Annotated in this window: 22 protein-coding genes; 10 read left to right on the top strand and 12 right to left on the bottom strand. The window is 66.9% G+C overall.

The genetic code is table 11. The annotated features are described in order from the left end of the window. Positions 1–12: 12 nt before the first annotated feature. On the bottom strand, positions 13–444 hold the full coding sequence (locus BDO18943_RS25490; RefSeq protein WP_043186736.1) for a MarR family winged helix-turn-helix transcriptional regulator: 432 nt from the start codon (positions 442–444) through the stop codon (positions 13–15). Next, complete coding sequence (locus tag BDO18943_RS25485) at positions 441–1,358, bottom strand: alpha/beta hydrolase family protein (RefSeq protein ID WP_175024543.1); 918 nt, start codon at positions 1,356–1,358, stop codon at positions 441–443. The genes BDO18943_RS25490 and BDO18943_RS25485 overlap by 4 nt, the downstream gene beginning before the upstream one ends. 298 nt (positions 1,359–1,656) lie before the next feature. Between BDO18943_RS25485 and BDO18943_RS25480 the strand changes: the two genes are divergently transcribed. The 3 genes from BDO18943_RS25480 to BDO18943_RS25470 all read left to right on the top strand — a co-directional run bounded on the left by BDO18943_RS25480 (position 1,657) and on the right by BDO18943_RS25470 (position 4,516). Next, a complete protein-coding gene (locus BDO18943_RS25480; RefSeq protein WP_175024542.1) occupies positions 1,657–2,622 on the top strand; it encodes an ABC transporter substrate-binding protein in 966 nt (321 codons plus the stop codon). A gap of 52 nt (positions 2,623–2,674) precedes the next feature. Next, positions 2,675–3,769, top strand: a complete 1,095-nt coding sequence (locus tag BDO18943_RS25475; RefSeq protein WP_043186743.1) for an LLM class flavin-dependent oxidoreductase — start codon at positions 2,675–2,677, stop codon at positions 3,767–3,769. 381 nt (positions 3,770–4,150) lie between these two features. Beyond that, positions 4,151–4,516 carry a hypothetical protein gene (locus BDO18943_RS25470; protein ID WP_175024541.1) on the top strand — a complete coding sequence of 122 codons (366 nt, stop codon included), beginning with the start codon at positions 4,151–4,153 and terminating at the stop codon, positions 4,514–4,516. Positions 4,517–4,564: 48 nt separating this feature from the next. On the opposite strand, the gene BDO18943_RS25465 is transcribed toward BDO18943_RS25470, so the two are convergent. From BDO18943_RS25465 to BDO18943_RS25440, 6 genes are all read right to left on the bottom strand, one after another. Further along, on the bottom strand, positions 4,565–5,500 hold the full coding sequence (locus BDO18943_RS25465) for an ABC transporter substrate-binding protein (RefSeq protein ID WP_175024540.1): 936 nt from the start codon (positions 5,498–5,500) through the stop codon (positions 4,565–4,567). A 34-nt stretch (positions 5,501–5,534) separates the two neighbouring features. Continuing rightward, entirely contained in the window at positions 5,535–7,325 is a 1,791-nt protein-coding gene (locus tag BDO18943_RS43080) for an amino acid ABC transporter permease/ATP-binding protein (RefSeq protein WP_175024539.1), read from the bottom strand. 64 nt (positions 7,326–7,389) lie between these two features. Then, entirely contained in the window at positions 7,390–8,742 is a 1,353-nt protein-coding gene (locus tag BDO18943_RS25455; protein ID WP_175024538.1) for an LLM class flavin-dependent oxidoreductase, read from the bottom strand. A 7-nt stretch (positions 8,743–8,749) separates the two neighbouring features. After that, a complete protein-coding gene (locus tag BDO18943_RS25450) occupies positions 8,750–9,799 on the bottom strand; it encodes an LLM class flavin-dependent oxidoreductase (RefSeq protein ID WP_175024537.1) in 1,050 nt (349 codons plus the stop codon). A gap of 52 nt (positions 9,800–9,851) precedes the next feature. Then, positions 9,852–10,799, bottom strand: a complete 948-nt coding sequence (locus tag BDO18943_RS25445; RefSeq protein WP_175024536.1) for an ABC transporter substrate-binding protein — start codon at positions 10,797–10,799, stop codon at positions 9,852–9,854. 56 nt (positions 10,800–10,855) lie between these two features. Continuing rightward, complete coding sequence (locus tag BDO18943_RS25440; protein ID WP_175024535.1) at positions 10,856–11,416, bottom strand: GNAT family N-acetyltransferase; 561 nt, start codon at positions 11,414–11,416, stop codon at positions 10,856–10,858. A gap of 836 nt (positions 11,417–12,252) precedes the next feature. Between BDO18943_RS25440 and BDO18943_RS25435 the strand changes: the two genes are divergently transcribed. The 3 genes from BDO18943_RS25435 to BDO18943_RS25425 all read left to right on the top strand — a co-directional run bounded on the left by BDO18943_RS25435 (position 12,253) and on the right by BDO18943_RS25425 (position 15,342). Then, on the top strand, positions 12,253–13,977 hold the full coding sequence (locus tag BDO18943_RS25435) for an ABC-F family ATP-binding cassette domain-containing protein (RefSeq protein WP_175024534.1): 1,725 nt from the start codon (positions 12,253–12,255) through the stop codon (positions 13,975–13,977). Between the two features lie 76 nt (positions 13,978–14,053). Further along, on the top strand, positions 14,054–14,275 hold the full coding sequence (locus BDO18943_RS25430) for a hypothetical protein (protein ID WP_175024533.1): 222 nt from the start codon (positions 14,054–14,056) through the stop codon (positions 14,273–14,275). Further along, the gene (locus BDO18943_RS25425) at positions 14,275–15,342 is read left to right on the top strand and encodes a hypothetical protein (RefSeq protein ID WP_374101846.1); all 1,068 of its coding nucleotides are present in this window, start codon (positions 14,275–14,277) and stop codon (positions 15,340–15,342) included. The genes BDO18943_RS25430 and BDO18943_RS25425 overlap by 1 nt, the downstream gene beginning before the upstream one ends. Before the next feature lie 93 nt (positions 15,343–15,435). On the opposite strand, the gene BDO18943_RS25420 is transcribed toward BDO18943_RS25425, so the two are convergent. The 3 genes from BDO18943_RS25420 to BDO18943_RS25410 form a co-directional block, all read right to left on the bottom strand. Beyond that, positions 15,436–16,470 (bottom strand): succinylglutamate desuccinylase/aspartoacylase family protein, encoded by a 1,035-nt coding sequence (locus BDO18943_RS25420; protein ID WP_175024531.1) that lies wholly within the window; start codon positions 16,468–16,470, stop codon positions 15,436–15,438. 255 nt (positions 16,471–16,725) lie between these two features. Then, positions 16,726–17,001, bottom strand: a complete 276-nt coding sequence (locus tag BDO18943_RS25415; RefSeq protein WP_043186765.1) for a hypothetical protein — start codon at positions 16,999–17,001, stop codon at positions 16,726–16,728. Between the two features lie 243 nt (positions 17,002–17,244). Continuing rightward, a complete protein-coding gene (locus BDO18943_RS25410; protein WP_175024530.1) occupies positions 17,245–18,795 on the bottom strand; it encodes a sensor domain-containing diguanylate cyclase in 1,551 nt (516 codons plus the stop codon). 494 nt (positions 18,796–19,289) lie between these two features. Between BDO18943_RS25410 and BDO18943_RS25405 the strand changes: the two genes are divergently transcribed. The 4 genes from BDO18943_RS25405 (at position 19,290) to BDO18943_RS25390 (ending at position 25,063) form a co-directional block, all read left to right on the top strand. Beyond that, on the top strand, positions 19,290–22,166 hold the full coding sequence (locus BDO18943_RS25405; protein ID WP_175024529.1) for a xanthine dehydrogenase family protein molybdopterin-binding subunit: 2,877 nt from the start codon (positions 19,290–19,292) through the stop codon (positions 22,164–22,166). Continuing rightward, positions 22,163–22,864, top strand: coding sequence for a (2Fe-2S)-binding protein (locus BDO18943_RS25400; protein WP_089452929.1), 702 nt, complete (start codon positions 22,163–22,165; stop codon positions 22,862–22,864). The genes BDO18943_RS25405 and BDO18943_RS25400 overlap by 4 nt, the downstream gene beginning before the upstream one ends. Further along, positions 22,861–24,120: a cytochrome c gene (locus tag BDO18943_RS25395; RefSeq protein WP_175024528.1), complete on the top strand. Its 1,260-nt coding sequence runs from the start codon at positions 22,861–22,863 to the stop codon at positions 24,118–24,120. The genes BDO18943_RS25400 and BDO18943_RS25395 overlap by 4 nt, the downstream gene beginning before the upstream one ends. Before the next feature lie 478 nt (positions 24,121–24,598). Then, complete coding sequence (locus tag BDO18943_RS25390) at positions 24,599–25,063, top strand: hypothetical protein (RefSeq protein ID WP_175024527.1); 465 nt, start codon at positions 24,599–24,601, stop codon at positions 25,061–25,063. 114 nt (positions 25,064–25,177) lie between these two features. On the opposite strand, the gene pal is transcribed toward BDO18943_RS25390, so the two are convergent. Then, a complete protein-coding gene (pal, locus tag BDO18943_RS25385) occupies positions 25,178–25,669 on the bottom strand; it encodes a peptidoglycan-associated lipoprotein Pal (RefSeq protein ID WP_043186780.1) in 492 nt (163 codons plus the stop codon). Between the last annotated feature and the right edge of the window lie 220 nt (positions 25,670–25,889).

Raw genomic sequence — 25,889 nt, 5'->3', positions numbered from 1 at the left:
CCGCGCTGCCGCTCAGCGTTCCGCCGGAAACCGCTCCTGCAGCGTGTGCAACCAGCGCGCGACGACGTCGAGTTCGTCGTCGGAAAACCCGTCGCACAGCTTGCCGTTGAGTTCGCGCAGCAGCACGCGTGCACGCTTGAGCGCCGCGTGGCCTTCGTCGGTCAGGTACAAACGTGTTGCGCGGCCGTCGTCCGAATCGGCATGACGCGTAATGAGGCCGGCTTTCGCCATCCGGTCGGCGAGCCCCGTCATCGCGGACGGCGCAAGCTGCAGCGCGGCGCCGACTTCGCCGATCAGCGCGCCATCCTGCTTCGCGAGACAGAACAACGCGCCGGCCTGCGCGGCGCTCGCGCGCGTCTCGGTCTCCGCCTTGCGGTCGATCCAGCGCTGCACGCGCCGCTGGCCGATGTTCAACATGAAAAACAGTCGTCGGTCTTCGCTCAAGCTGGGTTCCCGGCTGCAATGGAAAGGGAGGGACGGCCCGCGGTTCGCGGCGTGTCGAGTGCCTGCGCGAGCCAGTCGGCCACGTCGGGCCACAGCACGGTGCCGGGGCGGCTTCGGAAGAAGCCCATGTGCCCGACCGGGCCGCTGCCCGCCGCGTGCGGATCGATCTGGCGGCGTTCGACCGCCGCGCGGGTCAGGTAGCTTACCAGCAGCCCGATGGCCGTTGGGTTCGCCCACGGATCGTCGTCGAAGCCGAGCGCGAGGATCGGCAACTGCTGTTTCGCGTAACGCTCGGCCGCGCCGAGCGTCGGATCGTCGAAGAAATAATGCGGCAGCGTCGTCCAGCGGCTCCATTCGCGGAACACGCCGGCCGGCATGTCCTCGCCGAGCCCGAGCCGCTTGCCGGGCACGTAGCCGAGCAGCGCGGACATCAACGGGCCGAGCACGCGCAGGATCAGCCGCACCTTCAGGCGTTCGGCCGCCTGCGTGATCAGTCGCGTGCTGCCCGCATGCGCGGCGACCAGCACGGCCGCGCGCAGGTGCGGCGTCGCGGCGGACAGCCCGATCGCATGCCCGCCGACGCTATGCCCGACCGCCAGCAGCGGCAAGCCTTCGTATGCCTGCCGTGCCCACGCGGTCGCGGCGCCCACGTCGAGCTCCATCCAGTCGCGCATGCGGGCCTGCAGCGCGCCCAGGCGCGCGGGCCGCGACGCGCCGATGCCGCGATAGTTGTAGGTGAGCGCCGCGAAGCCGCGTTCGGTCAGGAAGCGCGCGAAGCCCGCATACAGCCGCTCCGGCACGGCCGTCGCCGGATGGATCAGCACCAGCGCGCGCGGCGCGGCGTCCGGCGTCCACAGCGTGCCGTGCAGCGCGTAGCCGTCGACGGCGGAAAACTCGATGGGTTGGGAGGTCATGGCCGTCCTCGTTCCGGGTAGTTATTTCGTATGCGAAATATAGCGCGGATTTATTTCGCGTGCGAAGTATCTGTCGAGGATTCATTCGAACCGGGTTTCATGGAGGGGCAGGCGGCATCAGGCGATGCCGGTCACTTCATAAAATATTTGCATCTTTGCATAGAAGAATATTGCGTTTGTTTCATGAAGCGGACCGACGTATCTTCACCGGTTCCATGCATTACGCCGGCCGCTGCGCACGGCGGAACACGATGCGCCGCCATTGCGCGGCCGCCTGCCAACCCTCCGGGAGATCACGTTGTCGAGCCGAATCGTCACGGCACTCTTGCTGGCGCTTGCCGCGCAGCCGGGCATTGCCAAAGACACCGTCACGCTGCGCGTCGGTGAACAGAACTACTTCAACATCCAGGCGTCGATGGAGGCGTCCGGCGTGCTGAAGGACCTGCCTTACACGATCGAGTGGAAGCATTTCCAGGCCGCCGCACCTGTTGCCGAATCGCTGAACGGCAATGCGATCGACGTCGGTTTCCTCGGCGACTCCGCGCTGCTCACGCTGGCCGCGCGCGGCGCACCGGTGAAGGTGGTCGCCGTGTCGCGGCAGAGCCTCGACGGCGTCGCGATTCTCGTACCGAAGGATTCGCCGGTGCGCACCGTGGCCGACCTGCAGGGCAAGACCATCGCAGTATGGCGCGGTGCATGGAGCCAGCAGCTCGTGCTGCGCGCGCTCGAACACGCCGGCCTGCGCGCGGATTCGGTCAAGTATGCGTACCTGATGCCGATCGATGCGACCAACGCGCTCTCGAACGGCTCGGTCGACGCCGTGTCGCTGTGGGAGCCGTTCGTCAGCACGCTCGCGTTGCGGCAGGGCGCGCGGCCCGTGACGACCGCGCAGGGGCTGATGCCGGCACTGAGCTTCGTCGCCGCGAACGAGCAGGCCGCGTCAGGCAAGCGCGCCGGGATCACCGATTTCCTGAGGCGCGTCGTTGCGGCGCGCCAGTGGGTCGACAGCCATCCGCGCGAGTATGCGGACCTGTGGGCGAAGCGCGCGAAGCTCGAACCCGACGTCGCATACCGCTGGCTCAACAACGCGAAGCAGCGCGTCGGCCCGGTCGACGACACGGCCGCGACGGACGCGCAGAACACGGCCGACTTCCTGCACAAGGCCGGCGTGATTCCGGCTGCGTACGACACGTCGAAACTGCTCGACCGCTCGTATGCGGGCGCGTTCGCGGCGCCTGCGAAAAAGACGGCCGCCGCGCAGTAAGCGGACCATCCCGGCCACGATTTCAGATCAAGCACCCCAAGGACATCCCGACATGCCAGTCGACATCATCGGCATGATCACCGCGACACCCGGCGCGGAGGTCGACGTACCGGGCGGCGCGGCCGTCCAGCCCGACTATGTACGCCGCTTCGCGCAGGCGCACGAGGCCGCCGGCTTCGACCAGATCCTGGTCGGCCATTTCAGCAACGCGGCGGACGGTTTCATCGTCGCGTCGTTCGCCGCCGCCGCGACCGAACGCATCCGCATTCTGCTCGCGCACCGGCCGGGCGTGATCGTGCCGTCGGCCGCCGCGCGGCAGATCGCAACGCTCGACGTGTTCAGCGGCGGCCGGCTCGCGCTGAACGTCGTGTCGGGCGGCGACGATACCGACCTGCAGCGCGACGGCGATTTCGTGCCGCACGATGCGCGCTACCGCCGCACCGGCGAATATCTCGACGTGTTGAAACGGATCTGGCAGGCCGACGCGCCGGTCGATCACGATGGCGCGTTCTACCGGCTGCGCGGCGCGTCGCCGCTCGTGAAGGGCGCGCAGCGGCCGCACGTGCCGATCTATTTCGGCGGCTCGTCGCCGGCCGCGCTCGCGGTCGCGGGCGAGCATGCCGATGTCTACATGACGTGGGGCGAGCCGCTCGCGTCGGTACGCGAGCAGGTCGCGCGCGTGCGGGCTGCGGCCGCGCCGTTCGGGCGGGCGCCGCGCATCAGCGTGTCGTTCCGGCCGATCGTGGCCGACACCGAGGCTGCCGCTTGGGAGAAGGCCGAGGCGATTCGCGAACGCGTGCGCGCGGCGCGGCTCGCGAACGGCCAGCCGATCGCCGGCCATGCGCCGCAGAACGCGGGCTCGCAACGGCTGATGGCCGCCGCCGCGCAAGGCGACGTGCTCGACGAGCGGCTGTGGATGGGCGTCGCGAACCTGACCGGCGCGCGCTGGAATTCGACCGCGCTGGTCGGCACGCCCGAACAGGTCGCGCGGGCGCTTGGCGCGTACTACCGGCTTGGCGTGTCGACGTTCCTGATTCGCGGGTTCGACCCGCTCGACGATGCGCTCGATTACGGGCGCGACCTGATTCCGGCGATTCATGCGCAGGTCGCGAATCTCGACAGGGCTGGGGCTGCACTGCCGGCATAGGTGCGACGCCGATTTTGGATCGATGGAGCATGGCGCCTCCCTGAGTCGGGGCCGAACCGCCACCGGTTACAATCCGCGCATCGGACCATGGGCCATGGCCGACGAGAGCGGGATCGCGAGGCGCCGCACGAGTAGCGCCGTCAGCCGATTCGAAATCAGAAATCGAATAACGAAGCGAAGCAAGTCATGCGAAAGATGGCAGGGGTTTTACTGGCGTGCGGAGTGCTGGCCGGTTGTGCGAGTACCGGAGCGAATCGGAGCGGCGCGTACGATCCGGCAACGGAAGCGCGGATTCGGGTGTATCTGGGCGCCTATTCTCACTTCTATTTCAACACCACCTGCGAACCGAACGACTCCTGGTTTCTCAAGGGGCCGCCCGGCATGGATGTCGCTGTACCGGGCTTTACGCGCGCACTGGCGGGCAATACGACGATCGGCATGCCGCTGCCGGATGACGCATACAAGTACTACGACGAGTACGTGGTCAACGCGAACCAGCCGCTCACGATGACGTTTCAGATCGGCGGACAGCGGATAATCGACATGGGCGCGGTGGGCACGACCACCATCAGCCAGCGCGTCGACCATGTTGCGCGCTCGTTCGTGCCGCAACCGGGTCTCGACTATGAAGTGTTCCCCTATGAAGCGAAATGGGGGCTCGAGACCAAGCTGCGGCAACTGCACGTGAACGGCAAGCAGGTGTCGACGACCGACGTGGAGCTGGCTCGCGCGTCGCGCTGCCCGTGACGGGCCTTGCCGAAGCGTGACCGGCATGGCGCGCCGCGCTGCCGCTGGTCAGAACGACGGTAACCCCGGCGGATTGGTCTCAGCGCGCGCGATCGCCTCGCTTTGCAAACCCCAGCGCGCGAGCGCCTGCCCGTAGCGACCGCTGCCGATCAGCGCGTTCGTCGCGAGCGTCAGCGCGGGTGCGAGCCCGCTGCCGCGCCGCGTCGCGATCGCCACATCGGCGTTGGCCGGCCAGCCCGCATTGACGACGCCGACACGGCGGATCTTGCCGGTGCGGGCGGCCTCGTACGCGAGCGACGCGTTCGGGTTCAGCTCCGCATCGGCACGGCCCGACAGCAGCGCGACGCGCGACGCCGCATCGTCGTCGAAATAGAGCAGTTCGGCCGGTTTCAGCCCCTGCGCGACGTTACGCTTGTTCCACTCGAGCAGGATGCGCTCCTGGCTCGTCCCCGCGCCCGTGATGATGCGCAGGCCGGCGACGTCCTTCGGCGCGGCGATCGTCGCGATCGGGCTGCCGGTGCGCACGTAGAAGCCGTGCAACCCGAGCCGGTAAGTCGTGAAATCGTATTTCTCCTTGCGCTTCTCGGTCACGCCGACGTTCGAGATCACCGCGTCGTACTTGCCGGACGTGAGTCCGAGCGGCCAGTCGGCCCACGCGATCGGCAGCAGCACGAGCGTGCGGCCGAGCGCGTCGGCGACGAGCTGCGCATAGTCGGGATCGGCGCCGACCACGGTGCGCGCGTCGGTCGCGTAGGTCGACACCGGCGGCGCGTGCGGTGAAATCGCGACCGTGAACGCGCCGTCGCGTACCCAGCGATAGCCGGCTGCCTCATGAACGGCTGCGTCATCGCGTGTGGCGCGAATGCGGCCCGCCTGGCGCGGATCGAGATCCGCGGTCGCCGCGGCTGCATGCACCGCGTGCCATGGAAGGCTACCCGTTGCCGCGACCAGCGCGGCGGTCATGAACCGGCGTCGGTCGGTCATCGTGCGGCACCTCGCAAGGCGGGAGCGGCGCGCATCACAGCACCCGCGACAGGAACGCGCGGGTGCGCGGATGCGTCGGCGCATCGAGCACGACGGCCGGCGGCCCGGCCTCGACGATGCGCCCGCGCTCCATGAACAGCACGTTGTCCGCGACTTCGCGTGCGAAGCCGATCTCGTGCGTGACGATCACGAGCGTCGTGCCCGAGCGCGCGAGTTCCTTGATCACGTCGAGTACCTCGTTGACGAGCTCGGGATCGAGCGCCGACGTCGGTTCGTCGAACAGCAGTACCTTCGGGCGCAGCGCAAGCGCCCGCGCGATCGCGACGCGCTGCTGCTGGCCGCCGGACAACTGGCGCGGATACGCGTCGGCTTTATCCGCGAGACCGACGCGCGCGAGCAGTGTGCGGGCGGTGCGCTCGGCCGCGTCGCGCGTGACGCCGCCGACGACGACCGGCGCTTCGATCAGGTTTTCGAGCACAGTCAGGTGCGGGAACAGGTTGAAGTTCTGGAACACCATCCCGACGGCCGTGCGCCGCGTCAGCACGTCGCGTTCCTTCAGCTCGTGGAGCACGTCTCCGTCGCGGCGATAGCCGATCAGTTCGCCGTCGATGTCGATGAAGCCGTCGTCGACGCGCTCCAGATGGTTGATCGTGCGCAGCAGCGTCGACTTGCCCGAGCCCGACGGCCCGACGATCGCGGTCACGCTGCCGCGCGGCGCGACGAACGACACGTTGTCGAGCACGCGCTGCATGCCGAACTGCTTGGATACGCCATGTACCGCCACTTCGCCGCCGGCGCGTGGGGCGACGGCGGTCGCGGCGTCGCTATCGCGGTGAGCCTGCGAGGTCGATGCCGCGTGGCGGGACGCGGCGCGCCGCCACAGCGTGCCGAGGCGCGCGAGTGCGAACGTGATGACGGACGGCGGCGGGTTGCGCAGCGCCCCGCGCGCATAGTGCCGTTCCACCTGGACCTGGATGGCCGACAGCACGGTCAGGATGATCAGGTACCAGACGGTGGCGACCATCAGCAGCGGAATCACTTCGAGATTGCGGCGATAGATCACCTGCACCGTATAGAACAGCTCCGGCATCGCGAGCACGTAGACCATCGACGTGCCTTTCGCGAGCATGATCAGGTCGTTGAACGCGGTCGGCAGGATCGCGCGCATCGCCTGCGGCAACACGATTCGCGTGGTCTGGCGGCGGCGCGGCAGCCCGAGCGCGGCGGCCGCTTCGAGCTGGCCCTGGTCGACCGCGAGAATGCCGCCGCGGATCACCTCCGCGGAAAACGCCGCGTGATGCAGCGTGAGGCCGAGCACGGCCGCGAGGAACGGGCTGATCAGGTCGGTCGTCGGCGTGTCGAACCACACGATGTCGGTGAACGGCACGCCGAGCCGCACATGTTCGTACAGGTAGCCGAGGTTGTTCAGGATCAGCAGCAGCACGATCAGCGGAATCGAGCGGAACAGCCACACGAAGGTCCACGCGCTCGCCGACAGCAGCCGCGAACGCGACAGCCGGGCCAGCGCGACGAACGCGCCGAGCACGAGGCCGAACACCGCACCGAGCAGCGTGAGCACCAGCGTGCGCGCGAGACCCGACAGCACCGGTGGCGACAGGAACCATTCGGCGAACACCGGCCAGCCCCATTGCGGGTTGCCGAGAATCGAATGCAGGACGATCGCGATCAGCGCGACGGCGAGCACGGTACCGGCCGTGCGCGACCGGTGGCGCGCGGGCACGATCCGGAAACGCGTGCCGGTGTCGCGCGCGCCGGGGGAAGAGAGCGGCGGCAGCGCGCCGCCGAGGTGGGTCGTGTCGCTCATGTCGGTGGAAATCCTCGAATCGGTCGGGCGGGCGCACCGCGCACGGGCGGCGCGGCGGCGGGCGTCAGGCGTGCGCTTCGGCCGCCGTTTCGTGCGACGGGGCAGGCGCCGCGTGGCGGCTCGCCTTGCGCGGCAGGCCGAGGTGGTCGCGCAGCGTCGCACCGGGCAGGTCGCGGCTGTAGCGGCCGCGCGCCTCGAGCACCGGGATCACGAGTTCGACGAAATCGTCGACGCCCTGTGCCTGCACCGCAAAGCCGAGGATGAAACCGTCGCCGGCGCCCGCGTCGTGCCAGCGGATCAGCTCGTCCGCGACATGCTCGGCCGTGCCGATGAAGTTCGGGCGCGGCGTGGCGACCGCAAGCGCCGTCTCGCGCAGCGACAGGCCTTTCTGTTTCGCGTCGGCCTTGATCCGGTCGGTGGTCGAGCGGAAGCTGTTGCGGCCGAGCTCGCCGAGTTCCGGGAACGGCGCATCGAGCGCGTACTGCGTGAAGTCGTGATGATCGAAATAGCGGCCGAGATACGCGAGTGCCTCGTCGATCGTCAGCAGGTTGCGGATCGCCTGGTATTTGTCCTCGGCCTCCGCCGCCGTGCGGCCGACGATCGGCCCGATGCCGGGGAAGATCTTCACGTCGCTGCCTGGCCGGCCGTGCTCGATCGCGCTCTGCTTCACGCGACGCGTGAACGCGGCCGTTTCGTCGAGCGACGGCGAATGCGTGAACACGGCATCCGCATACTTGCCCGCGAGCCCGATGCCGGTGTCGGACGAGCCGGCCTGGAAGATCACCGGCTGGCCTTGCGGCGAGCGCTGGATGTTGAGCGGGCCCGCAACCTGGAAGAAGCGGCCGTGGTGGTCGAGCGTGTGGAGCTTGTCGCGATCGAAGAAGCGGCCGGTCGCGCGGTCGCGCACGAATGCGTCGTCGTCCCAGCTGTCCCACAGGCCCTGCACGACGTCGAGGTATTCGTCGGCGATCTCGTAGCGCAGTTCGTGATCGGGATGCGCCTTGCCGAAATTCTTCGCGGTGCCTTCGAGCGGCGTCGTCACGACGTTCCAGCCCGCGCGCCCGCCGCTGATCGTGTCGAGCGACGCGAGCTGGCGCGCGACCGTGAACGGCTCGCTGTACGACGTCGAGATCGTGCCCGCGAGTCCGATCTTCTTTGTCGCGACCGCAAGCGCCGACAGCACGGTGAGCGGCTCGAAGCGGTTCAGGAAGTGCGGGATCGACTTCTCGTTGATGTAGAGGCCGTCCGCGACGAACGCGAACGCGATGCCGGCGGCCTCCGCCTTGCGTGCGATGCCGATCGCGAAGTCGAGGTTGATGCTCGCGTCCGGCGGGTTGCTCGGGTGCCGCCATGCGTTCATGTGGCTGCCTGCGCCTTGCAGCATCAGGCCGAAGGGGATCGATCGTCGGGTCGTCATGGGAGCGTCACGCGTTCTGGTCAGGGGAAAGGGAGCGGTCGGCCGCGAGGGCCGCCTGCAACGGCGTGGCCGACAGCGCGCCGCCAAGCCATTCGGCCGACGCGAGCCGCGCCGCGTAGTCGGTCACCGGCGAATCGATCACGAACGCATCGACGTCGAGCCGCCGGCTCAGCGCGTCGAGTGCGCGGTGCACGCGTTCGGGCGTATCGGCCAGCACCGTCGGGCGCAACTCGTCGATCCGGTAGTCGGACGCGCCGCTCTGCCGCGCGAATTCGGCGGCCGCCTGCGCGCTGGCGAGATTGAAACTCTGGCCGCCCGCGAACTGCAGCTTGAAGATCTTCAGCGGCCCGATCAGTCGCTCGGCCTCGTCGCGCGTCGGCGCGGCCACCGCGTACAGCGCGACCAGCGGCCGTGCGCCGCCCGCGCTGCGGTACGCATCCACCGAGCGTTCGAGGTTCGCATCGTCGCCATTGAAATGCCCCGCGTAGCAGAAGCGCCAGCCGTTGCGCGCGGCGAGCGCGCCGCTGTCCGGCGAGCCGCCGAGCAGGATGCGTTCGGGCGGCTGCGGCGGCACCGGCAGTGCGACGGCACCGGCGAGCGGGTGATCTTCGGCGACGCCCCAGCCGAGAAACGCGTCGAGTTCCGCCAACTGGCCCGCGAAGTCCGGCTTGCGCGCCTTGTCGTGGAACCACTGCAGCGCGCGTGTGGTCAGCGGCAACCCGCCGGGCGCCTTGCCGATGCCGAGATCGACGCGGCCCGGCGCGAGCGCGGCCAGTACCTTGAACGTCTCGGCGACCTTGAACGGGCTGTAGTGCTGCAGCATCACGCCGCCCGAGCCGACGCGGATGCGCGACGTGTGCGCAAGCAGGTGCGCGACGACGATCTCCGGCGCCGAGCTCGCGAAGGCCGGCGTGCCGTGATGCTCGGCGACCCAGAAGCGCTCGTAGCCGAGCTGTTCGGCGCGCTGCGCGAGGGTCGTAGTGAAGCGCAGCGCGTCGGCGGCGTTCGCGCCGTCGGCGATCGGACTCTTGTCCAGCAGCGAAAGCGAGTAAGACATGATGAGCGGCGTTCCTGCGTGAGCGTGAATGGACGGTGGGTGCGCGCGGCGCTCAGCTCTTCGGCAGCCCCGGCGGATTGGTGCGCGACTGGTCGATCGCTTCCGATGCGAGGTTCCAGCGGTCGAGCACCTGCTGGTAGCGGCCGTTCCTGATCAACCCGTTCAGCGCGACGGTCAGCGGATCGGCGAGCCCGCTGCCGCGGCGCGTCGCGATCGCGATGTCGGCCGTGCGCGGCCAGCCGCCGCTGATTGCGCCGACGAGCCGCGTCTTGCCTTGCTGCGCGCTCTGGTACGCGAGCACCGAGTTCACGCTGAACACCGCATCGGCGCGGCCCGACTGCACGGCGACGATACGCATCGCCTGGTCGTCGTAATACTGGATCTGCACGGGTTTCAGCCCGTGCGCGACATTCTCGCGATCCCACGCGAGCAGGATCTTTTCCTGGTTGGTGCCGGCGTCGGTCACGATGCGCAGCCCCGCGACGTCCTTCGGCTCGCGGATCGCCTGGATCTTGCTGTCGTTGCGCACGTAGAAGCCGACCTGGTCCTTGCGGTAGGTCGAGAAATCGAGCTTCTGCTTGCGTTCCTCGGTGACAGTGACGTTCGAGATCACCGCGTCGACTTTCCCCGACTCGAGCGCGAGCGGCCAGTCGGCCCACGCGAGCGCGACGATCTTCAGCTTGCGGCCGAGGCTGTCGGACACGAGCTGGCCGATGTCGGCGTCGAAGCCGATCACCGTGCGGGCGTCGGTCGCATACGAGCTGATCGGCGGCAGGCTCGGCGCGATGCCGATCGTCAGCGTGCCGGGCTCGGCGAACTTGAACGACGCGGGCACCGCGCGCTCGACCGCCGCATCGGCCACGCCGCGCGGGCGGCCGCGCTGTTCGGGGCTCAGGTCGAACGTGGCGGCGGCCGCGGCTGCGGAGAGCGCGGTCAGGCCGATCAGTGCGGCGGCCAGCGTGCGCACGGCACGGGAAGAAAGCGGTACGGCTCGTTGCATGAAAGCGTCCTGTGGTGGCAAGCGGAGATCGGAGGGAGGCAGGGGCGCGGTCGCGGTCAGCGCGACAGCACCGGTTCGGGCACGGGCGCCCACAGGTCGGTCAGCGTCGACGTGCGCGACGGATCGGCGAGATCCTTGCCGAACCTGAGGTGGAAATACGCTTCGGGGGCGATCGACGGATCGAACAGCCGCGTATAGCCGGTGCGGTCGTACAGCGCCCACGCTTCGGGCTGGCGAAAACCGGTGGTCAGGTAGAGGCGGCGATAGCCTTGCTGCGCGGCGCGCTGTTCGAGTGCTTCGACGATGAGGCGTGCGAGGCCCTGGCGGCGCAGATCCGTGCGGGTCCAGATGCGCTTGAGCTCGGCGGTCTGTGTGTCGTAGCGCTTGAACGCGCCGCCGCCGATCGTCTCGCCGTCGCGCAGCAGCAGCACGAACGCGCCTTCGGGCGGCGCGAACAGTTCGGCCGGGTAGCGCGCGAGTTCGTCGCGCGCGGACGCGCGGCTGTCGGGGCGATACGCGTTGTAGCGGGTCGAATACTCGTCGATCAGCGCGTCGATCAGCGGTTGCGCGCGGACGTCGAGCGGCGTCGTATCGATGATGCGGTCGGTCGTGGCCATGGGCATCGCGTAGGGCGCGCGATGCGGACGTTCCTGGCGGGGTGCGGGCACGTGGCCCGTCCGGTCTGTTCCGTTATCGCGACGCAGTTGTCGTGATGGCGGCGGCCGGTGTGCATCCTGCTGCGATGCAGATGGCGGACCGCCGCCGTTTAGAACACGTTAGCGGCGCGGCCGGCAAAGGCGAACGAAGCAATTTCGATAAGGATTTCGCGGCGGACGTCAGAAGGCTTGCAGGGGAAGTGGGGTGGGGCGAACGGGCGTGGTGGGGAGCCGCGCCCGTTCGATGTGGATATGACGTAGATGACCGCCGTGGATCGTCCAAGTGTTGTTGTTTCGATGGCCTACCGGTCATGCCGATTAGGTGCCGGAAGACGATGAAGCTGAAGGCTCTTGAACCACGGAGGGCTACAGGCAACGCGCGTCATTCAATATGACGGCGACGGTTCCCGGTCAGGAGCCGTTACTCAGAACACGTTCTTTAAAGCAGACATTGGCCGCCCAATAGCGGGTTGTCGCGAAACATTCCGAGATCGCTCATGGAAAGAATTGGGAGCCGTAACTCCAGCGGCTTGTATAACCGACGTGAGCCGAGATAAACTCCGACGCTACATCCAACTCTTTTTAAAAAAGGAGGTAAATATGGTTTTTCTAGTGCGCCCACTCATGTTGGCACATTTATTCAGCACATTCGCCCGCTCTTGCCTGAGTTCCATCGCGCTGCGATAACCCGGTCAGAGCAAAGCCTTTTCCTCCCGAGTCCTTTCTCGACTCCAAGGTTGTCGCCAGCGCTCCTGTTGACAGGGACAAACACGTCCCGAAAAAACGAGAGCAAGAGCATGACAACGCTGATTTCTGCACTTTCCCTGAAACTGGAAACCGGCCATGGCCCGCTATTCCAGGATCTTTCCTTTACTGTAAAACTTGGCGACCGTATCGGCCTGATTGGCCACAACGGCTGCGGCAAGAGCAGTCTGCTTGATGTATTGGCGGGCAGCCGCGAACCCAGTGCCGGTAGCGTGCAATATGCGGCAATGTGCCGCCTGCAACACGTCGAGCAGCATCTACCGCCAGAACTTGCCGACCTGACGACACGAGCGGCGTTGCTGGAGAGCGTCGGCGAGCAACGGGCGGAGCATTGGCGGGTAGACAGTCTACTGGACGACTTAGAGCTTGCCACCGTGGCGGACACACCCATTTCCGACCTGAGCGGCGGCCAGCACACTCGTTTGCTGCTGGGACGTGCAGTCCTTAAGCAGCCGAATCTGCTGTTGCTTGATGAACCAAGCAATCATCTGGATCTACCTTCGTTATTGTGGCTGGAAGATTTTCTGCGCCGCTGGCAGGGTGGCTTCATCTTGGTATCGCACGATCCGCGACTTCTAGACACCCTCAGCGACAAAAGCTGGATTCTGCGCGATCAGCGCTTGTACAGTTTCGATATGCCGTGCAGCCGGGCCATGGTCGCGTTGGCCAAGGACGATGCAACGGCACAAGCGCGGCATGCGGGCGAGCAAAACGAGATAGACCGGCTAGCCGCCAGCAGCAAACGTCTGGCCATCTGGGGGCGCGAACACGACAATGAGAAACTGTCGCGCCAGGCCAAGTCCATGCAAAGGCGTGTCGAAAAACTAAAGGAAGACCAGACCTTTGTGAGTCATGGCAGTCCTTGGCGCTTGAAGCTGCAAGGAAGACCATTGGCGGCGGACCGTCTGTTGGCGTTCGAAGGCCTGCATGTCCGTGCCCAGGCAGAAGAACCGATCCTGTTTGAGGTTCACGATTTGTGGTTGCGGCCAGGTGACAAGATCGCCCTCCTGGGCCGCAATGGCACGGGCAAATCCTCGTTGCTACGCCAGTGCTGGAGCGATCTGCAGCAGGGAGAAGCGCGCATGGGTTGGCGTTATCATCCAGCGGCGCGCATTGCCTACTACGATCAGTCATTGCATCAACTGGCCGACGACGCCACGTTGTCGGACGCGCTATATAAATTTGCGCCAGTCGGCGACAAAGAGCGACGGCAGGCTTTGATTTCTGCCGGGTTTGCGTATGTACGCCATGGTCAGACCGTGGCCATGCTGAGTGGCGGCGAGCGGGCTCGTCTGCTATTTCTCGCGCTGTCCATGGCCAGCTACCACCTATTGTGGCTTGACGAACCGACCAATCATCTGGATATGGAAGGCAAGTGCGAACTTGCTGCCGCGCTGGCGGCGTTCGATGGTGGTTTCATCCTGGTCTCGCACGACCGCGAACTGATCGAGCACAGTTGCAATCGCTTTTGGGCAATCCATAACGGGCGCTTGCAAGAATTGCCGGATGCTGAAAGCGCGTATCGAAATTTGTTCACCTCTCGTGATGCCGCTGCACCCGAGCAGATTCCGACGACACGGAACCCCACCGGTGTTCAATCCGCGAGCTGTGACGCTGAGGCACAGTGGCAACGTTGGTGTCAGTTGGAGGCATGGTTGGCGGTAGAGCTCACACGCAAACCGAAACATCAAAAGCCGCAACTGCAGGAACAGTGGCGGGAAGAGATGCGGCGACTGGAACAGGCGCTTGGGCTTTAAGGCGTATGTAACGGGTGCGGTTCGCAGCGGCACGGCGACGTCCGGGTGGCTATGGCGATATGCGGAGACTGGTTCGATGTCCCTTGGTACCGCCTGCCGCCAATATCCCGCGATTCCGCGCCCGCTTCACTTTCTGATCGAACGAATGGCCGATCTCGAAAAGTTCGAGTGCTCCTTCCGGGTCGGCATGCGGCATCGGCGTGGCGCCGGGCTGAAATCGACGAGAAAGAGACAATCGACGGTTGTATCGAGATTGACGACAATGAAAACCATTCCAACAGAGGGCAAACAATCATGATGACTTCCGGTGACGGCCTGACCAGTCCAGCGCGGCTCCTGCGACTCGCGTCGTGGGCGATCGCGATCATCTTCGCGGTCTTTCTGAACATGCTCGGCAGTCTCGTGATCCGCGACATGGCGTTCGCGCCGAGCGGCGGTCCGCCCGCCATCGAGCAATTCGCTGATACCCAGGCAAAGGCGCGGCTGGACGCGGCGCGGCGCCGTCTGCAGGCTCAGCACGACGCGCTTGTCGAGAAGGCCGACACGATGGAAGTGGCGCGCGGCCGCGCCGCGAAGGAGTATGCGGCCGAGAAGGAAAGTTTCCGCAACTGGCTGGCAACCCGCGCGGTGACAGGAGACAGTGCGAGGGACCCGGACATTCTCGCCAGAACGCACAAACTCGATACGCTCCAGGCCGTGGTGGTCAACTGGCAGCATCAGATCGATGTGATCGGCGACCAGCAACGGGCACTGGCCTCGCAGCAGACTCAAGTGGACACGCAAATCGCCGAAGCGGACGCAGCAGCCGAACGGCGCTACGACGAGGCAACACGGCACTACGAGCTCCAGGTGTTCGGGTTGCGGCTGGCGCTGACGTTACCGATACTGCTGGTTGCGATCTGGCTGTTCATCCGTTACCGCAAGGTGCGCTACTGGCCTTTCGTGTATGGTTTCGGCCTGTTTGCGCTGAGTGCGTTTTTCATTGAGCTGGTTCCGTACTTGCCGAATTTCGGCGGCTATGTCCGGGTACTGGTCGGCATTGCGCTCACGGTATTCGCCGGCCTTTACATGATGAAGGCATTTCAGCGCTATGCCGAACGCAAACGGCTCGAATTGCAGCAGGATCAGGGCGCACGCGCGCGCACGATCGGATACGAAAAAGCCGTTCGGTCACTCGAAAAAAAGCGCTGCCCGTCATGCGACAAACAATGGAATCTCGGCGGCGACGATTCCACGTTCTGCGTACATTGCGGATTGAGGCTTTTCAATGTGTGCGAATGCGGCGGCCGGAATTTCTTCTTCTTCCCGCATTGTCACCAATGTGGCGCTGCGCAGGAAAATGAGTTGCCAGGGGCGTCCGGCTGACGGTCAGCGTGTTCAATATGCACCGGCGCCGGCGTACGACGGTTGTGACGCGTTGTCGATATCCTTCGCGGCGGCGGGTTGTGCCAGTCGCGATCACTCGATGACACGCGCCGGCGTCGACAACTCCGCCAACTGAAACAGGCAGTCCCCGCGCCGCACCTGCGCGGGCACGCGCTTGCACACCACTTCGCCGTCGCCCTTGAAGCGGTGCAGCACAGGCTCACGCAGCGGCGTATCGGGGAAATGTACCCATGCGGCCGGCTGCCCGGCCTTCACCTGGTCGCCGAGTTCGACGAGCGGCTCGTACAGCCCGCGCTCGTACGCGTAGACGAAGTGGCGCTCGCCGTCGACGCGCATGAAGCGCGTGACGGTCGGCGGCGCATCGGGCACGAGCGCGCCGTGCAGCAGGCCGATATAGCCGAGGTAGTGCAGCAGCCCGTGGCGGCCGAGCCGGATCAGCGACGGATCGGCCATGCCTGCGCCGCCGAGTTCGGTCACGATCGAGATCGCGCCCTGGCGACGCGCGGCCGATGCCGAATGCACGGGGTTCGGCGCGTGCAGCAGCGCATTCTGCAACCCGAACGCGACCAGCAGCCCGTTGAGCTTCGCGGCTTCGTCGGCGTCGAGCGGATCGATCGCGAGCATGTTGCCGCCCTGGTACAGCAGCGAGCTGCCGCCCGAGTGCAGATCGACCAGATACTGCGCGCGAGACAGCAGCGCATGCTCGATGTAGTGGGCGATCATCTGCGTCGGCGTGCCGGTCGGGTCGCCGGGGAAGCTGCGGTTCAGGTTGCCTTCGTCGAGCGGCGACACGCGCAGGCCTGCATCGGCCGCCGGGAAATTCGCCATCGGCAGCAGGATCAGCTGCCCGCTGACCATCTCGGGCTCGATCTCGCGCATCAGTTGCGACACGATGATCTGGCCTTCGTACTCGTCGCCGTGGTTGCCGGCCATCACGAGCGCGACCGGGCCGTCGCCGTTGCGGATCGACGCGATCGGGATCGGCAGCCAGCCGTACGCGGAGCGGTGCACGGAATGCGGCAGCCGCAGGTAGCCCGCGTGCTTGCCGGGTGCGTCGAGATCGATTTCGCAGTGGATGGGATTGCGGTGCGAGGAAGAGGCGCTCATGGCGGCATCGTTCGATGAACGGAATCTGCCATCTTATCGGGAAACGACCGCCGCGCGGTGTGCCTGGCGCGCGCAACGCGGAACGCCATCGACCGGCAAGCGCATGGAGACGTACGGACGAGTTGCACAGCCGATACGCGGAACCCCGTGCGATGTTGCAGCGATGAACGCATGCCGGCGTGCGAGCCGGCCGCATTCGGGTGCGATGTTTCGCGCCGGCCCCTTGCCGCGACAGGGCCGGCACGCGCAGCCGTCTTATCGGCCCGATGTTTCAGCTTCGATACGGCCTTCTTCCCACAGTGCCCAGAAACGGCTGCCGGCACGATACGGATTCGCACGGTGCGCGCCGTGATCGGCGACGCCCTGGCGAAACGCGCCGTAGAGCGTCAGCGGCGGATTGTCGACGCATCGGGCTTCGCGTGCGGCCGGCATGCGGCGCTCGGAAACGAGCCGGCGGATCAGTGCCGCGCCGTCGATCACATCCAGTTCGTCGATGGTATCGCTGCGGCTGAGGACTTCGACGGTGTTCATGTTGGGTCTCCCTGACAACCTGTTTCCCTGACAGGGAGCAATAAAAGTGCCAGGCTTGAAAAGCCTGGCGCCGATTCGATCGTGCCGGCTTCTGCAGCCAACGTGATGCGTGGCAGGCGGCGATGTTACGGAACACGTCACGTGACACGCGAACGCGCGGCGCCACGTGCGGTCACGCAAAGCGTTTCGGGTTTGAATCGTCGGAGGAGGCGAACGCGGGGGAAAGAGGGCGGCGCAGCCGGGTCAGTTCGCGGTGGCTGGCGCGACGTGGCTGCTGCCGCTCGAATAGAAGCGGTAGATTCCCTTGCCGGCCGACTTCGCGTCGTACAGCGCGCTGTCGGCCTGCCGGATCAGTTCATCGGGGGAGCCGTGCCCGTCGTCGAGTGCGATGCCGATGCTGATCCCCAGGCTCACGGTCGCGCCGATCGACAGCGTATACGGCGCGGAGATCTGCCGGATGATGCGTGCGGCGAGCAGCGAGCACGCGTGCATCGTCGTGTCGTCGAGCGCGACGACAAACTCGTCGCCGCCGATTCGTGCGGCCAGCTCGCCGGGCGGCAGCGTCTTGCCGAGCCGCTCGGCCACCTGCGTCAGCACGTCGTCGCCGGCCTGGTGGCCGAACCGGTCGTTGATCGCCTTGAAGCCGTCGAGGTCGAGATACATGACGGCGGGCGCGGGGCCCGGCGTGCGCGGCCGGCGCGCGAGCATCCGCTTGAGCTCGGCATGCAGTTCGTGGCGGTTCGGCAAACCCGTCAGCGCGTCGTGCCGCGCGAGGTGCCGGATGTGCTGCTCGGTCCGGCGGCGCGCGGTGACGTCCTCGACGATGATCACCGCGTTGCCGTCCGGCACGCGGTGGCGCGTGAGTTCGAGCTGGCGGCCGTCGGCGAGCACGACGTCGAGCGGCGCGGGTTCGTCGCAGGTCAGCCAGAGCTCGCACTGTGTGGCGAGACTGGCGCCACCGGGATCGGTCGCGTCGTTCGCGCCGAGCGCCGCGACGACGGCCGGCAGCGGCGTATCGAGCATGATCTCGCGCGGCGAGCCGAACAGTTGCGCGGTGCGCCGGTTCGTGACGATCACGCGGTGCTCGCCGTCGATCATGCACAGGCCGTGCGGCATGTAGGTGAGCGCGGCGTCGAAGCGCGCGACGAGTTCGGCGTTGCGCTGGCGAGCGGCGATCAGCGCGACGAGCACGCGATAGTGACGCTGGACGACCGTGCGCATCGCGGCGAGATAGATTGCGAGCGGCGGCAGCAGCAGCCATGCGCCCGACCGGTGGGCCAACAGCGCACCGACGCCGATCGGCAGCACGCCGAGCGTGACCTGCATCATCGCGAGGCGCGGCAGCGCCGAATTGCGCGACGCGATCCCGCCGAACACGCCGCCCGCGACCATCACCGACAGCGTGCCGAGCTCGACGTCGACGGCCTGCACGCAGCCCATCACGCCGAGGCCGAGCACGAAGCACGCGACGAGCGACACGGGCGCATAGTGCATCGCCCAGTATTCGGCGCGGTCGTCGCCGGCGTCGCGCCGCACCGCGTACGCACGCGCGATCGAGAGCCGCGCGACGAGCAGGCCGACGTCGACGATCAGCCACGCGAGGCACCAGAGCTGCTGCAGCCGGATCAGCGCGACGGCCGCGACGAAGCCGCTCGCGAGCCCGGAGAGCGCCATCGGGCGGACGTCTTCGAACAGCGTAACGAGCATCGACGGGCGCAGTGCGGCCGTCACACGGTGGTTGCCGGAGGGGGGAGTGGCGAGAACGGAGTGCAGGAGAGATGCCCTGACTGCCATGGTTTTTAACCTCGACACGATGTCGCGTGATGTCGCGATGGCTGGCGGCGCCCGCACGGCACATGGCGGAAGCCCGGCCAGGCCGGATGCGCACGACATTACCATGAAACATGGGCCGCATCGGGCGCTGCGCCGGCCACTAGTCGTAAACCACGCCCGCGAAAGTCTTGCGCATTCACCTACGTCACGGCAGCATCGTTGCGAACGGAATGCGGTTCGGCGACCGACGGGAGACCGGTTGCCTTGCAGGCGGCGCGGGTCCGCCGGATGCGGTCGATCCGATCGAAACCGCTGCAAACGATCACGCGACGGGGACGAATTGCCACCCGCGACCGGCTGCCGCAGCCCGGCTGAATACCGTTATAAGAAATTCGATAAGTATTTCATGCGAGAAATACTATAGGCGATATATCTAAAACAATGCCAGAATGCGCGCCGCTCCGAACGTCGCGACACCCGATCGCCGTCCGAGCCGCATCAGGAGGTTCCCCCCAATGAAAAACCACGGCCTGTCACGGCGGGGTTTTCTGAAAGCCAGCGTGCTGGCGGGCGTCGCAGTGTATGTCGCGCCCCTGGGCAGCCGCGCGTTCGCGGCGCTCTTCGAAGAAAAACTCCTCACCCCCGTCAAATGGGATAGCGTCACCGGCATCCCCCAATTCCGCATCGACGGCATCGCGAAGGTCACGGGCTCGAAAGTGTTCGCCCGTGACGTGCGCGCAGCCGACATGCCGCACTGGCCGCAGCAGCAGTCGCATGCGCTGATCCTGCGCGTCACGCAGGCCGACCGCACCTACGAAGGCTTCGACCTTTCGTTGCTCGGCGACGACCTGAAGCCGGACCGCGTGGTCACGGCCGACGATCTCGCGCGCGACGGCGTCGCGTTCCCGGCGTTCTACGGCGACGACATGTTGTTGCCGGCCGGCAAGACGCCCGCGTATCTCGGCCATGCGGTCGCGATCCTCATCTACCACGACTTCGCGCGCTTCCGCTTCGCGAAGAACGCGCTCAAGTTCCGCGACGACGTGATCCGCTACGGCGCGGTCACGGGTCCGCTCGAGCGCGACCCGTGGGGCACCTTCCGCTATGTGCGGGTGGGTGGCAAGGCGGCCTACGACGACGACGTCTATTCGAGCCTGAAGGACGCACCGATCTTTCCGAGCATGATGCGCAAGCACCTGCCGGTGTGGCCGGACGGCAAGGAGCACGGCAAGCTCGACGAGCAGGGCATGTTCCTGGCCGGGCAGATCGCCAGCGAGCTCGACCATCCGTCGGCCGACTGGCTCGTGTTCGACCGCGAGTACAACACGCAGTCGGTCGACACGTCCGCGCTCGAACCGGACAACGCGAACTGCTGGTACGACACCACGACGCAGTCGCTGCACCTCGTCGTGCCGACCCAGTCGCCGCTGGAAGTGGCGGAGCACGCGGCCGAGATGGTCGCGAAGTGCCGCATGCCGGTGAAGAAGCTGTTCGTGCATCCGTGCTACACGGTCGGCTACGGCTCCAAGGATCACTTCAACGTGCCGTTCTACGGCCTCGTCTGCGCGCTGTACGCGGACGGCCGCCCGGTGCGTTTCGCGAACGACCGCTACGAGCAGTTCCAGACGTCGCTGAAGCGTCACGCGTTCAAGATGCACTACCGGATCGCGGTGGACCGCAACACGGGCCTGCTGCAGTCGTTCAAGGGCGACTTCGAGGCGAACGGCGGCGGGCGCTCGAACTTCTCGCCTTCGGTCGCAATGGTCGGCGCAACGGCCGCGCAATCGATCTACTACTTCCCGAAGAGCGACCTGGCCGCGGTGGCGATCGCGTCGCGCGCGATCGATGCCGGCTCCGCGCGCGGCTACGGCACGCTGCAGAGCATGGCCGCGACCGAGATGGCGGTCGACGAGATCGCCGCGCAACTGAACATCGACCCGATCGATTTCCGCCTGCGCAACGCGCTGCGTTCGGGGATGAAGAACACGCAGGGGGCGATTCCCGCCGGCGCGCTGCGCGTCGACGAGGTGCTCGAGCGCTCGAAGCAGCATCCGCTGTGGACGCGTCGCGTCGCGCGCAAGGCTGAATACGAGGCCGCGAATCCGGGCAAGCGCTACGGCGTCGGCTTCGCATGCGTGCAGAAGGACTTCGGCACGGGCGCGGAAGCGTCGTTCGCGAAGGTCGAATTCGACGAGAACGGCAAGGTGTCGCTGCAGCACACGGCAGCCGAGATCGGCACCGGGATGTCGACGTCGCAGGCCGTCGCGGTTGCGAAATGGCTGGGTCGTCCGGCAACCGAAGTGCGCGTGGCCGTGACCGAATGGCCGGACCTGCCGGTCGAGACCAGCGGCGATCCGTACATCATGTCGCAGGCCGACCAGGATCGCCTGAGCGCGAACCCGCGCTGGTCGCCGAGCTATGCGTCGCCGTCGAGCGCGACGAACTCCGCGTACTACTTTACGCACAGCACGCGCGAAGCCGCGCGCGCGGTGTTCCGCTACGGCCTGTGGCCGGCGGCGATGTCGATCTGGACGCGCGGCCTCGGCGGCGGCCAGGCCGCGCCGTACACGATCCGCATCGAAGACGCGCGCTGGGTCGACGGCAAGCTGACCGCCGACGGACTCGAGCCGTTGAGCTTCGAACAGCTCGCGAAGCAGGCATATGCGCTCGGCCTGCCGACCGGCGCCGTCGTGCACGTGTTCAACCGCTGGCAGTGGACCGACGCCGAGTTCGAAGTCGGCGGCACGGTCGAGCGCTTGCCGATCGACGGGCTGTCGCTGCGCGTCGGCGCGCCGAAGACGGGCGACAACGGCCCGGTGCCCGGCACCGCCGCGCCGGCCGGCGCGACTGCGATGCGCGGCACGCTGGCGCCGACCGCGAACGGCTATCGCGTGCTGGACCGCAAGCGCGTGTTCATCCCGCCGACGAGCCGCAACAACGCGGCTGTCACGTACTACACGGCAGTCGGCACGCTCGTCGAGCTGGCCGTGCACGAAGCGACCGGCAAGGTCGAGCTGCTCACGCATCACTCGGTCATGGAATGCGGCAACCAGATTTCGCCGCAGCTCGTGTCCGGCCAGTTGCAGGGGGGTCTCGCGATGGGGATCGGCCACGCGCTGCACGAGTACCTGCCGCTGTATGAAGACGGCCCCGGCAACGGTACGTGGAACTTCAACCGTTACCAGCTACCGCGCGCGTCCGACGTCGCCGTGTGGACGCAGACGGGCGACGTGCTGCCGCCGCTGTCCGAGACCGATCCGCCGAAGGGCGTCGCCGAAGTGGTGATGATCCCCGTCGTCGGCGCGATCGTGAACGGCATCGCGCACGCGATCGGCCATCGTTTCACCGACCTGCCGGTGACCCCGCAAAAGATTCAGGAGGTGCTCGCATGACGACCGCCCAAACCGCGGCTTCGGCCGCGAGCGCCAGCGCCGCTGCGACCGGCGCTTCCGCGCCGAGCGCGGCTTCGGCCGCACCGGCCTCGGCCCCGGCAGTGCCGGCTGCGGCATCTGCACCGGCTGCCGTCGAGCGTCCGCTCGTCCGGTTCCAGTCGAAACCGCTGTCGATCAACATCAACGGCAAGTCCGTCGGCCCGATGCAGGTGCCGGAAGGGCTGATGATGATCGAGTTCCTGCACGAGTACGCGGGCCTCACCGGTTCGCGGCTTGGCTGCGGGCAGGGGATCTGCCACGCGTGCGTCGTGATCGTCGACAAGCCGGACGGCACGAGCGAGGAAATGCGCACGTGCATTACCGGCGCGCACTTCTTCCACGGCCGCTCGATCCGCACGATCGAAGGCCACGCGAAGCGCAACGAAGCCGGCGAAGTGGTCGAACTGTCGCCGATCCAGCAGAAGTTCCTCGAGCACTTCAGCTTCCAGTGCGGCTACTGCACGCCGGGCTTCGTCAACGCGGCGACCGTGCTGATCGAACGCCTGAAGCGCGAGCCGATCGCGAAGGCCGACGTCGAACGCACGATCACCGAATCGCTCGACGCGCACATCTGCCGCTGCACGGGCTATGTCCGCTACTACGAAGCCGTCAAGGACGTGGTGCTGACGACGCCGGGACTCGTGAAGGACGCCGCATGAAACGCACCTACGCTCACCGTGTCGCGCGGGCTGCGGGCCTGCCCGCACTCGCCGCGGCCTGCGCGCTGCTGCTCGCTGCGTGTGGCGGCCGCGACGCGCCGGCCTCGAACGCCGCTTCCGGCGCGCCCGGCGCCGACCAGGTCGCGCGCGGCCGCTATCTCGTCAAGGCCGCCGACTGCGCGGCGTGCCACACCGCCAAGGACGGCGCGCCGTTCGCCAGCGGCGCGCCGCTCGAATCGCCGTTCGGCACGTTCTACGGCTCGAACATCACGCCCGACAAGGATCACGGGATCGGCAGCTGGAGCGCGGACGACTTCTACGCCGCGCTGCACGACGGCAAGGCGCCGGGCAAGCGCCTCTATCCGTCGATGCCGTATACGTCGTACCGGCAGCTCACGCGCGCCGATTCCGACGCGATGTACGCGTACCTGAAGACCGTCAAGCCGGTCGCGCAGGAAAACCGCGAACACGAGCTGAAGTTCCCGTACAACCTGCGTTTCGGGATGGTCTTCTGGGACATGGTGTTCCTGAAGGACAGCCTGCCCGATGCATCGACCGGCCAGTCCGCCGACTGGCAGCGCGGCCGCTATCTGGCGGGCGCGCTCGGCCACTGCGCGGAATGCCATACGCCGCGCGCGTTCACGGGCCAGCTCGACAGCGCGAAGCCGTTCACGGGCGCGGCGCTCGGCCGTGTGGCGGCGCCTGACATCACGCCGGCCGGCCTGGCCGCGCGCGGCTGGACGGGTGCCGACCTGCAGACGTTCTTCGGCGTCGGCATCGCACCGCAAGGGTCGGCATTCGGCGAGATGTATCCGGTCGTGCACCTGAGCACGCAGTACATGGCGAAGGACGACCTGCGCGCGCTGTCCGTGTACCTGCTGGGCGATACGCCGCCCGCGCCGCAACCGGTGAAGCCGGTGTCGGCCGACGCCGCGCAACTCGCCGCCGGCCGCTCGGTGTATCTCGCGGTCTGCGCGGGCTGTCACGGCTTCAACGGCGAAGGCAAGCCGCACGTGGCGGTGCCGATGAACGGCAATTCGACGGTGCGCCAGGGCGATTCCCGCAACCTGCTGGTCGCGATGCTCGACGGCATCGGCGAGCAGAAGTTTGCCGGGTTCGAGAACCTGCAGCCGATGCCCGGTTTCGCGCACACGCTGAGCGACGACGAACTCGCGCAGCTCGCGAACTACCTGCGTGCGACGTGGGGCGGCCAGCCCGCGAGCGTCACGCCGGCCGACGTGAAGGCCATGCGTTAAGTCGTGCCGCCGGGCAGGGCGTCGCGCGCGATTCAGCCGGTTTCCGGTGCTCGCGCGCGACGCGTCGCCCGATTTCTTGCGGCGGTTCTTCAGTAGCCGCCGCCACCTCCGCCACCTCCGCCACCCCCTCCGCTGCCTCCCGCGCCGCCACCGCCATACCGGCTCATGCCCGGTCCCTGCGCAGGGCCACTCCCCGACGACATGCATCCCGCCGACAGGACGAGCACCAGCGCGGCGATCAGCGCCGCGGCCAACGTTGCCGATTTCATGTCCGCCTCCTTGCCACGCGCAGTCCGCGGGAAAGGCCGGTTCGCGTGAACCGCACGTCTGCGCGCTGACGAAACACGAAACGTTTCGGGCGGGCCGTTTATTCCATGCTTTTTGTGGATCGTCGAACGCGAAGGGGCCGGATCGGAGCCGTCGCGCGGCGCCTTGGTACACTGCGGCACGCCGCCATTCCGATTCCGACTACAAAAACATGAGTGCCACCGTTGAGCGTCCGACGTCGCGTCCGTCCCATTCCGTCGTGCTCGGCTGCGTGTCATTTGCCGTCGGCGGCCCGCTGGTCACATCGCTCGTCTGGCCGGCGGTGACGCTGATCATGTGGTCGTTGCTCGACGGCCCGTCGTGGGAGCGACTGAATGTCAGCGCCGGCATGGTGCCGATCATCTTCTTCGGATCGTTCCTGCTTGGCTTTTTCCTGCCGGCAGCCGTGGCGGGCGGCATCATGGGCGCGATCGGCACGCGAATCCAGCGGCGCTGGTTCGTGCTGCTGGGGATGGTCGTCGGTGCTGGCGCGGCGCTCGGCTTCGTCGAAATCGTGAATGGCCTGGCGAAGACCGACAAGTTCGACACCTTCACAGCGGCCGCCACGCTCAATGCGATCGTGGCATCGGCCGTGATGTCGCACTGGCTGCATCGCCGGCTCGAACGCCGGCATTGAACGAGAAGCACCGCGGCATCGTCGATGGCGTGCATGCGCCGCGCGGCCGCTTCTGCGGCCTGCGGGCTGCCATGCTGTTCGTGAAGCGGGTGCCACTGTCGCGGTGGCCCGCGATCAACGATAGACGAGATCGGCGCGGCGGTTCTGTGCCCAGGAATCCTCGTCGTGGCCGAGCGCGACCGGCTTTTCCTTGCCGAGGCTGACCGCCTCGAGTTGCGTGGCCGGCACGCCGAGCGTTTCGAGCCCGCTCATCACGGCCTGCGACCGGCGTTGGCCGAGCGCGAGGTTGTATTCGGACGTGCCGCGTTCGTCAGTGTTGCCCTGGATCAGCACGTGCCGCGCCGGATGGCTGCGCAGGTAGTCGGCATGCGCCTGCAGCAGCGACTGGTATTCGGGCTTGACGGAGTACTGGTCGAAATCGAAGTAGATGCTGCGCTTCGCGAGCGGGCTGTTCGGATTATTGAGCTCGTCGGCCGTCACCGTTGCGACGGCTTCGCTCGAGGGCGTCGGCGCCATGCCGGCATTCTCGGGCGTCTTGGCCGCGTGGTGGCAACCGGCCAGCAGTACGACGGTTGCCAGGACCGCAATTCGGTTCGTTTTGCTCATCGTTCGTCTCCTGCGGTTGACTGCGTTGAACGCGTGGGGCGTGCGATCGGCACGTCCGTATCCGGCCTCGACAGCGCGAAAGGTCCGGCACCCACGACGTGAATCGTGTTCGTAAGCCGGTGGTGCGCCATATGAAAGAGTGTCGCGACCGGAACGCCAAATCTCGGCGCCGCTGCAAACAGATTAGGAAAAATGTCACAGCGTGACCAGTTTCTCCGCA

The organism is Burkholderia aenigmatica, from assembly GCF_902499175.1.
GTDB classification, from domain to species: Bacteria; Pseudomonadota; Gammaproteobacteria; order Burkholderiales; family Burkholderiaceae; genus Burkholderia; species Burkholderia aenigmatica.
Note: the sequence above shows the minus strand (reverse complement) of the source record. Positions and strands in the feature narration are given on the sequence as shown.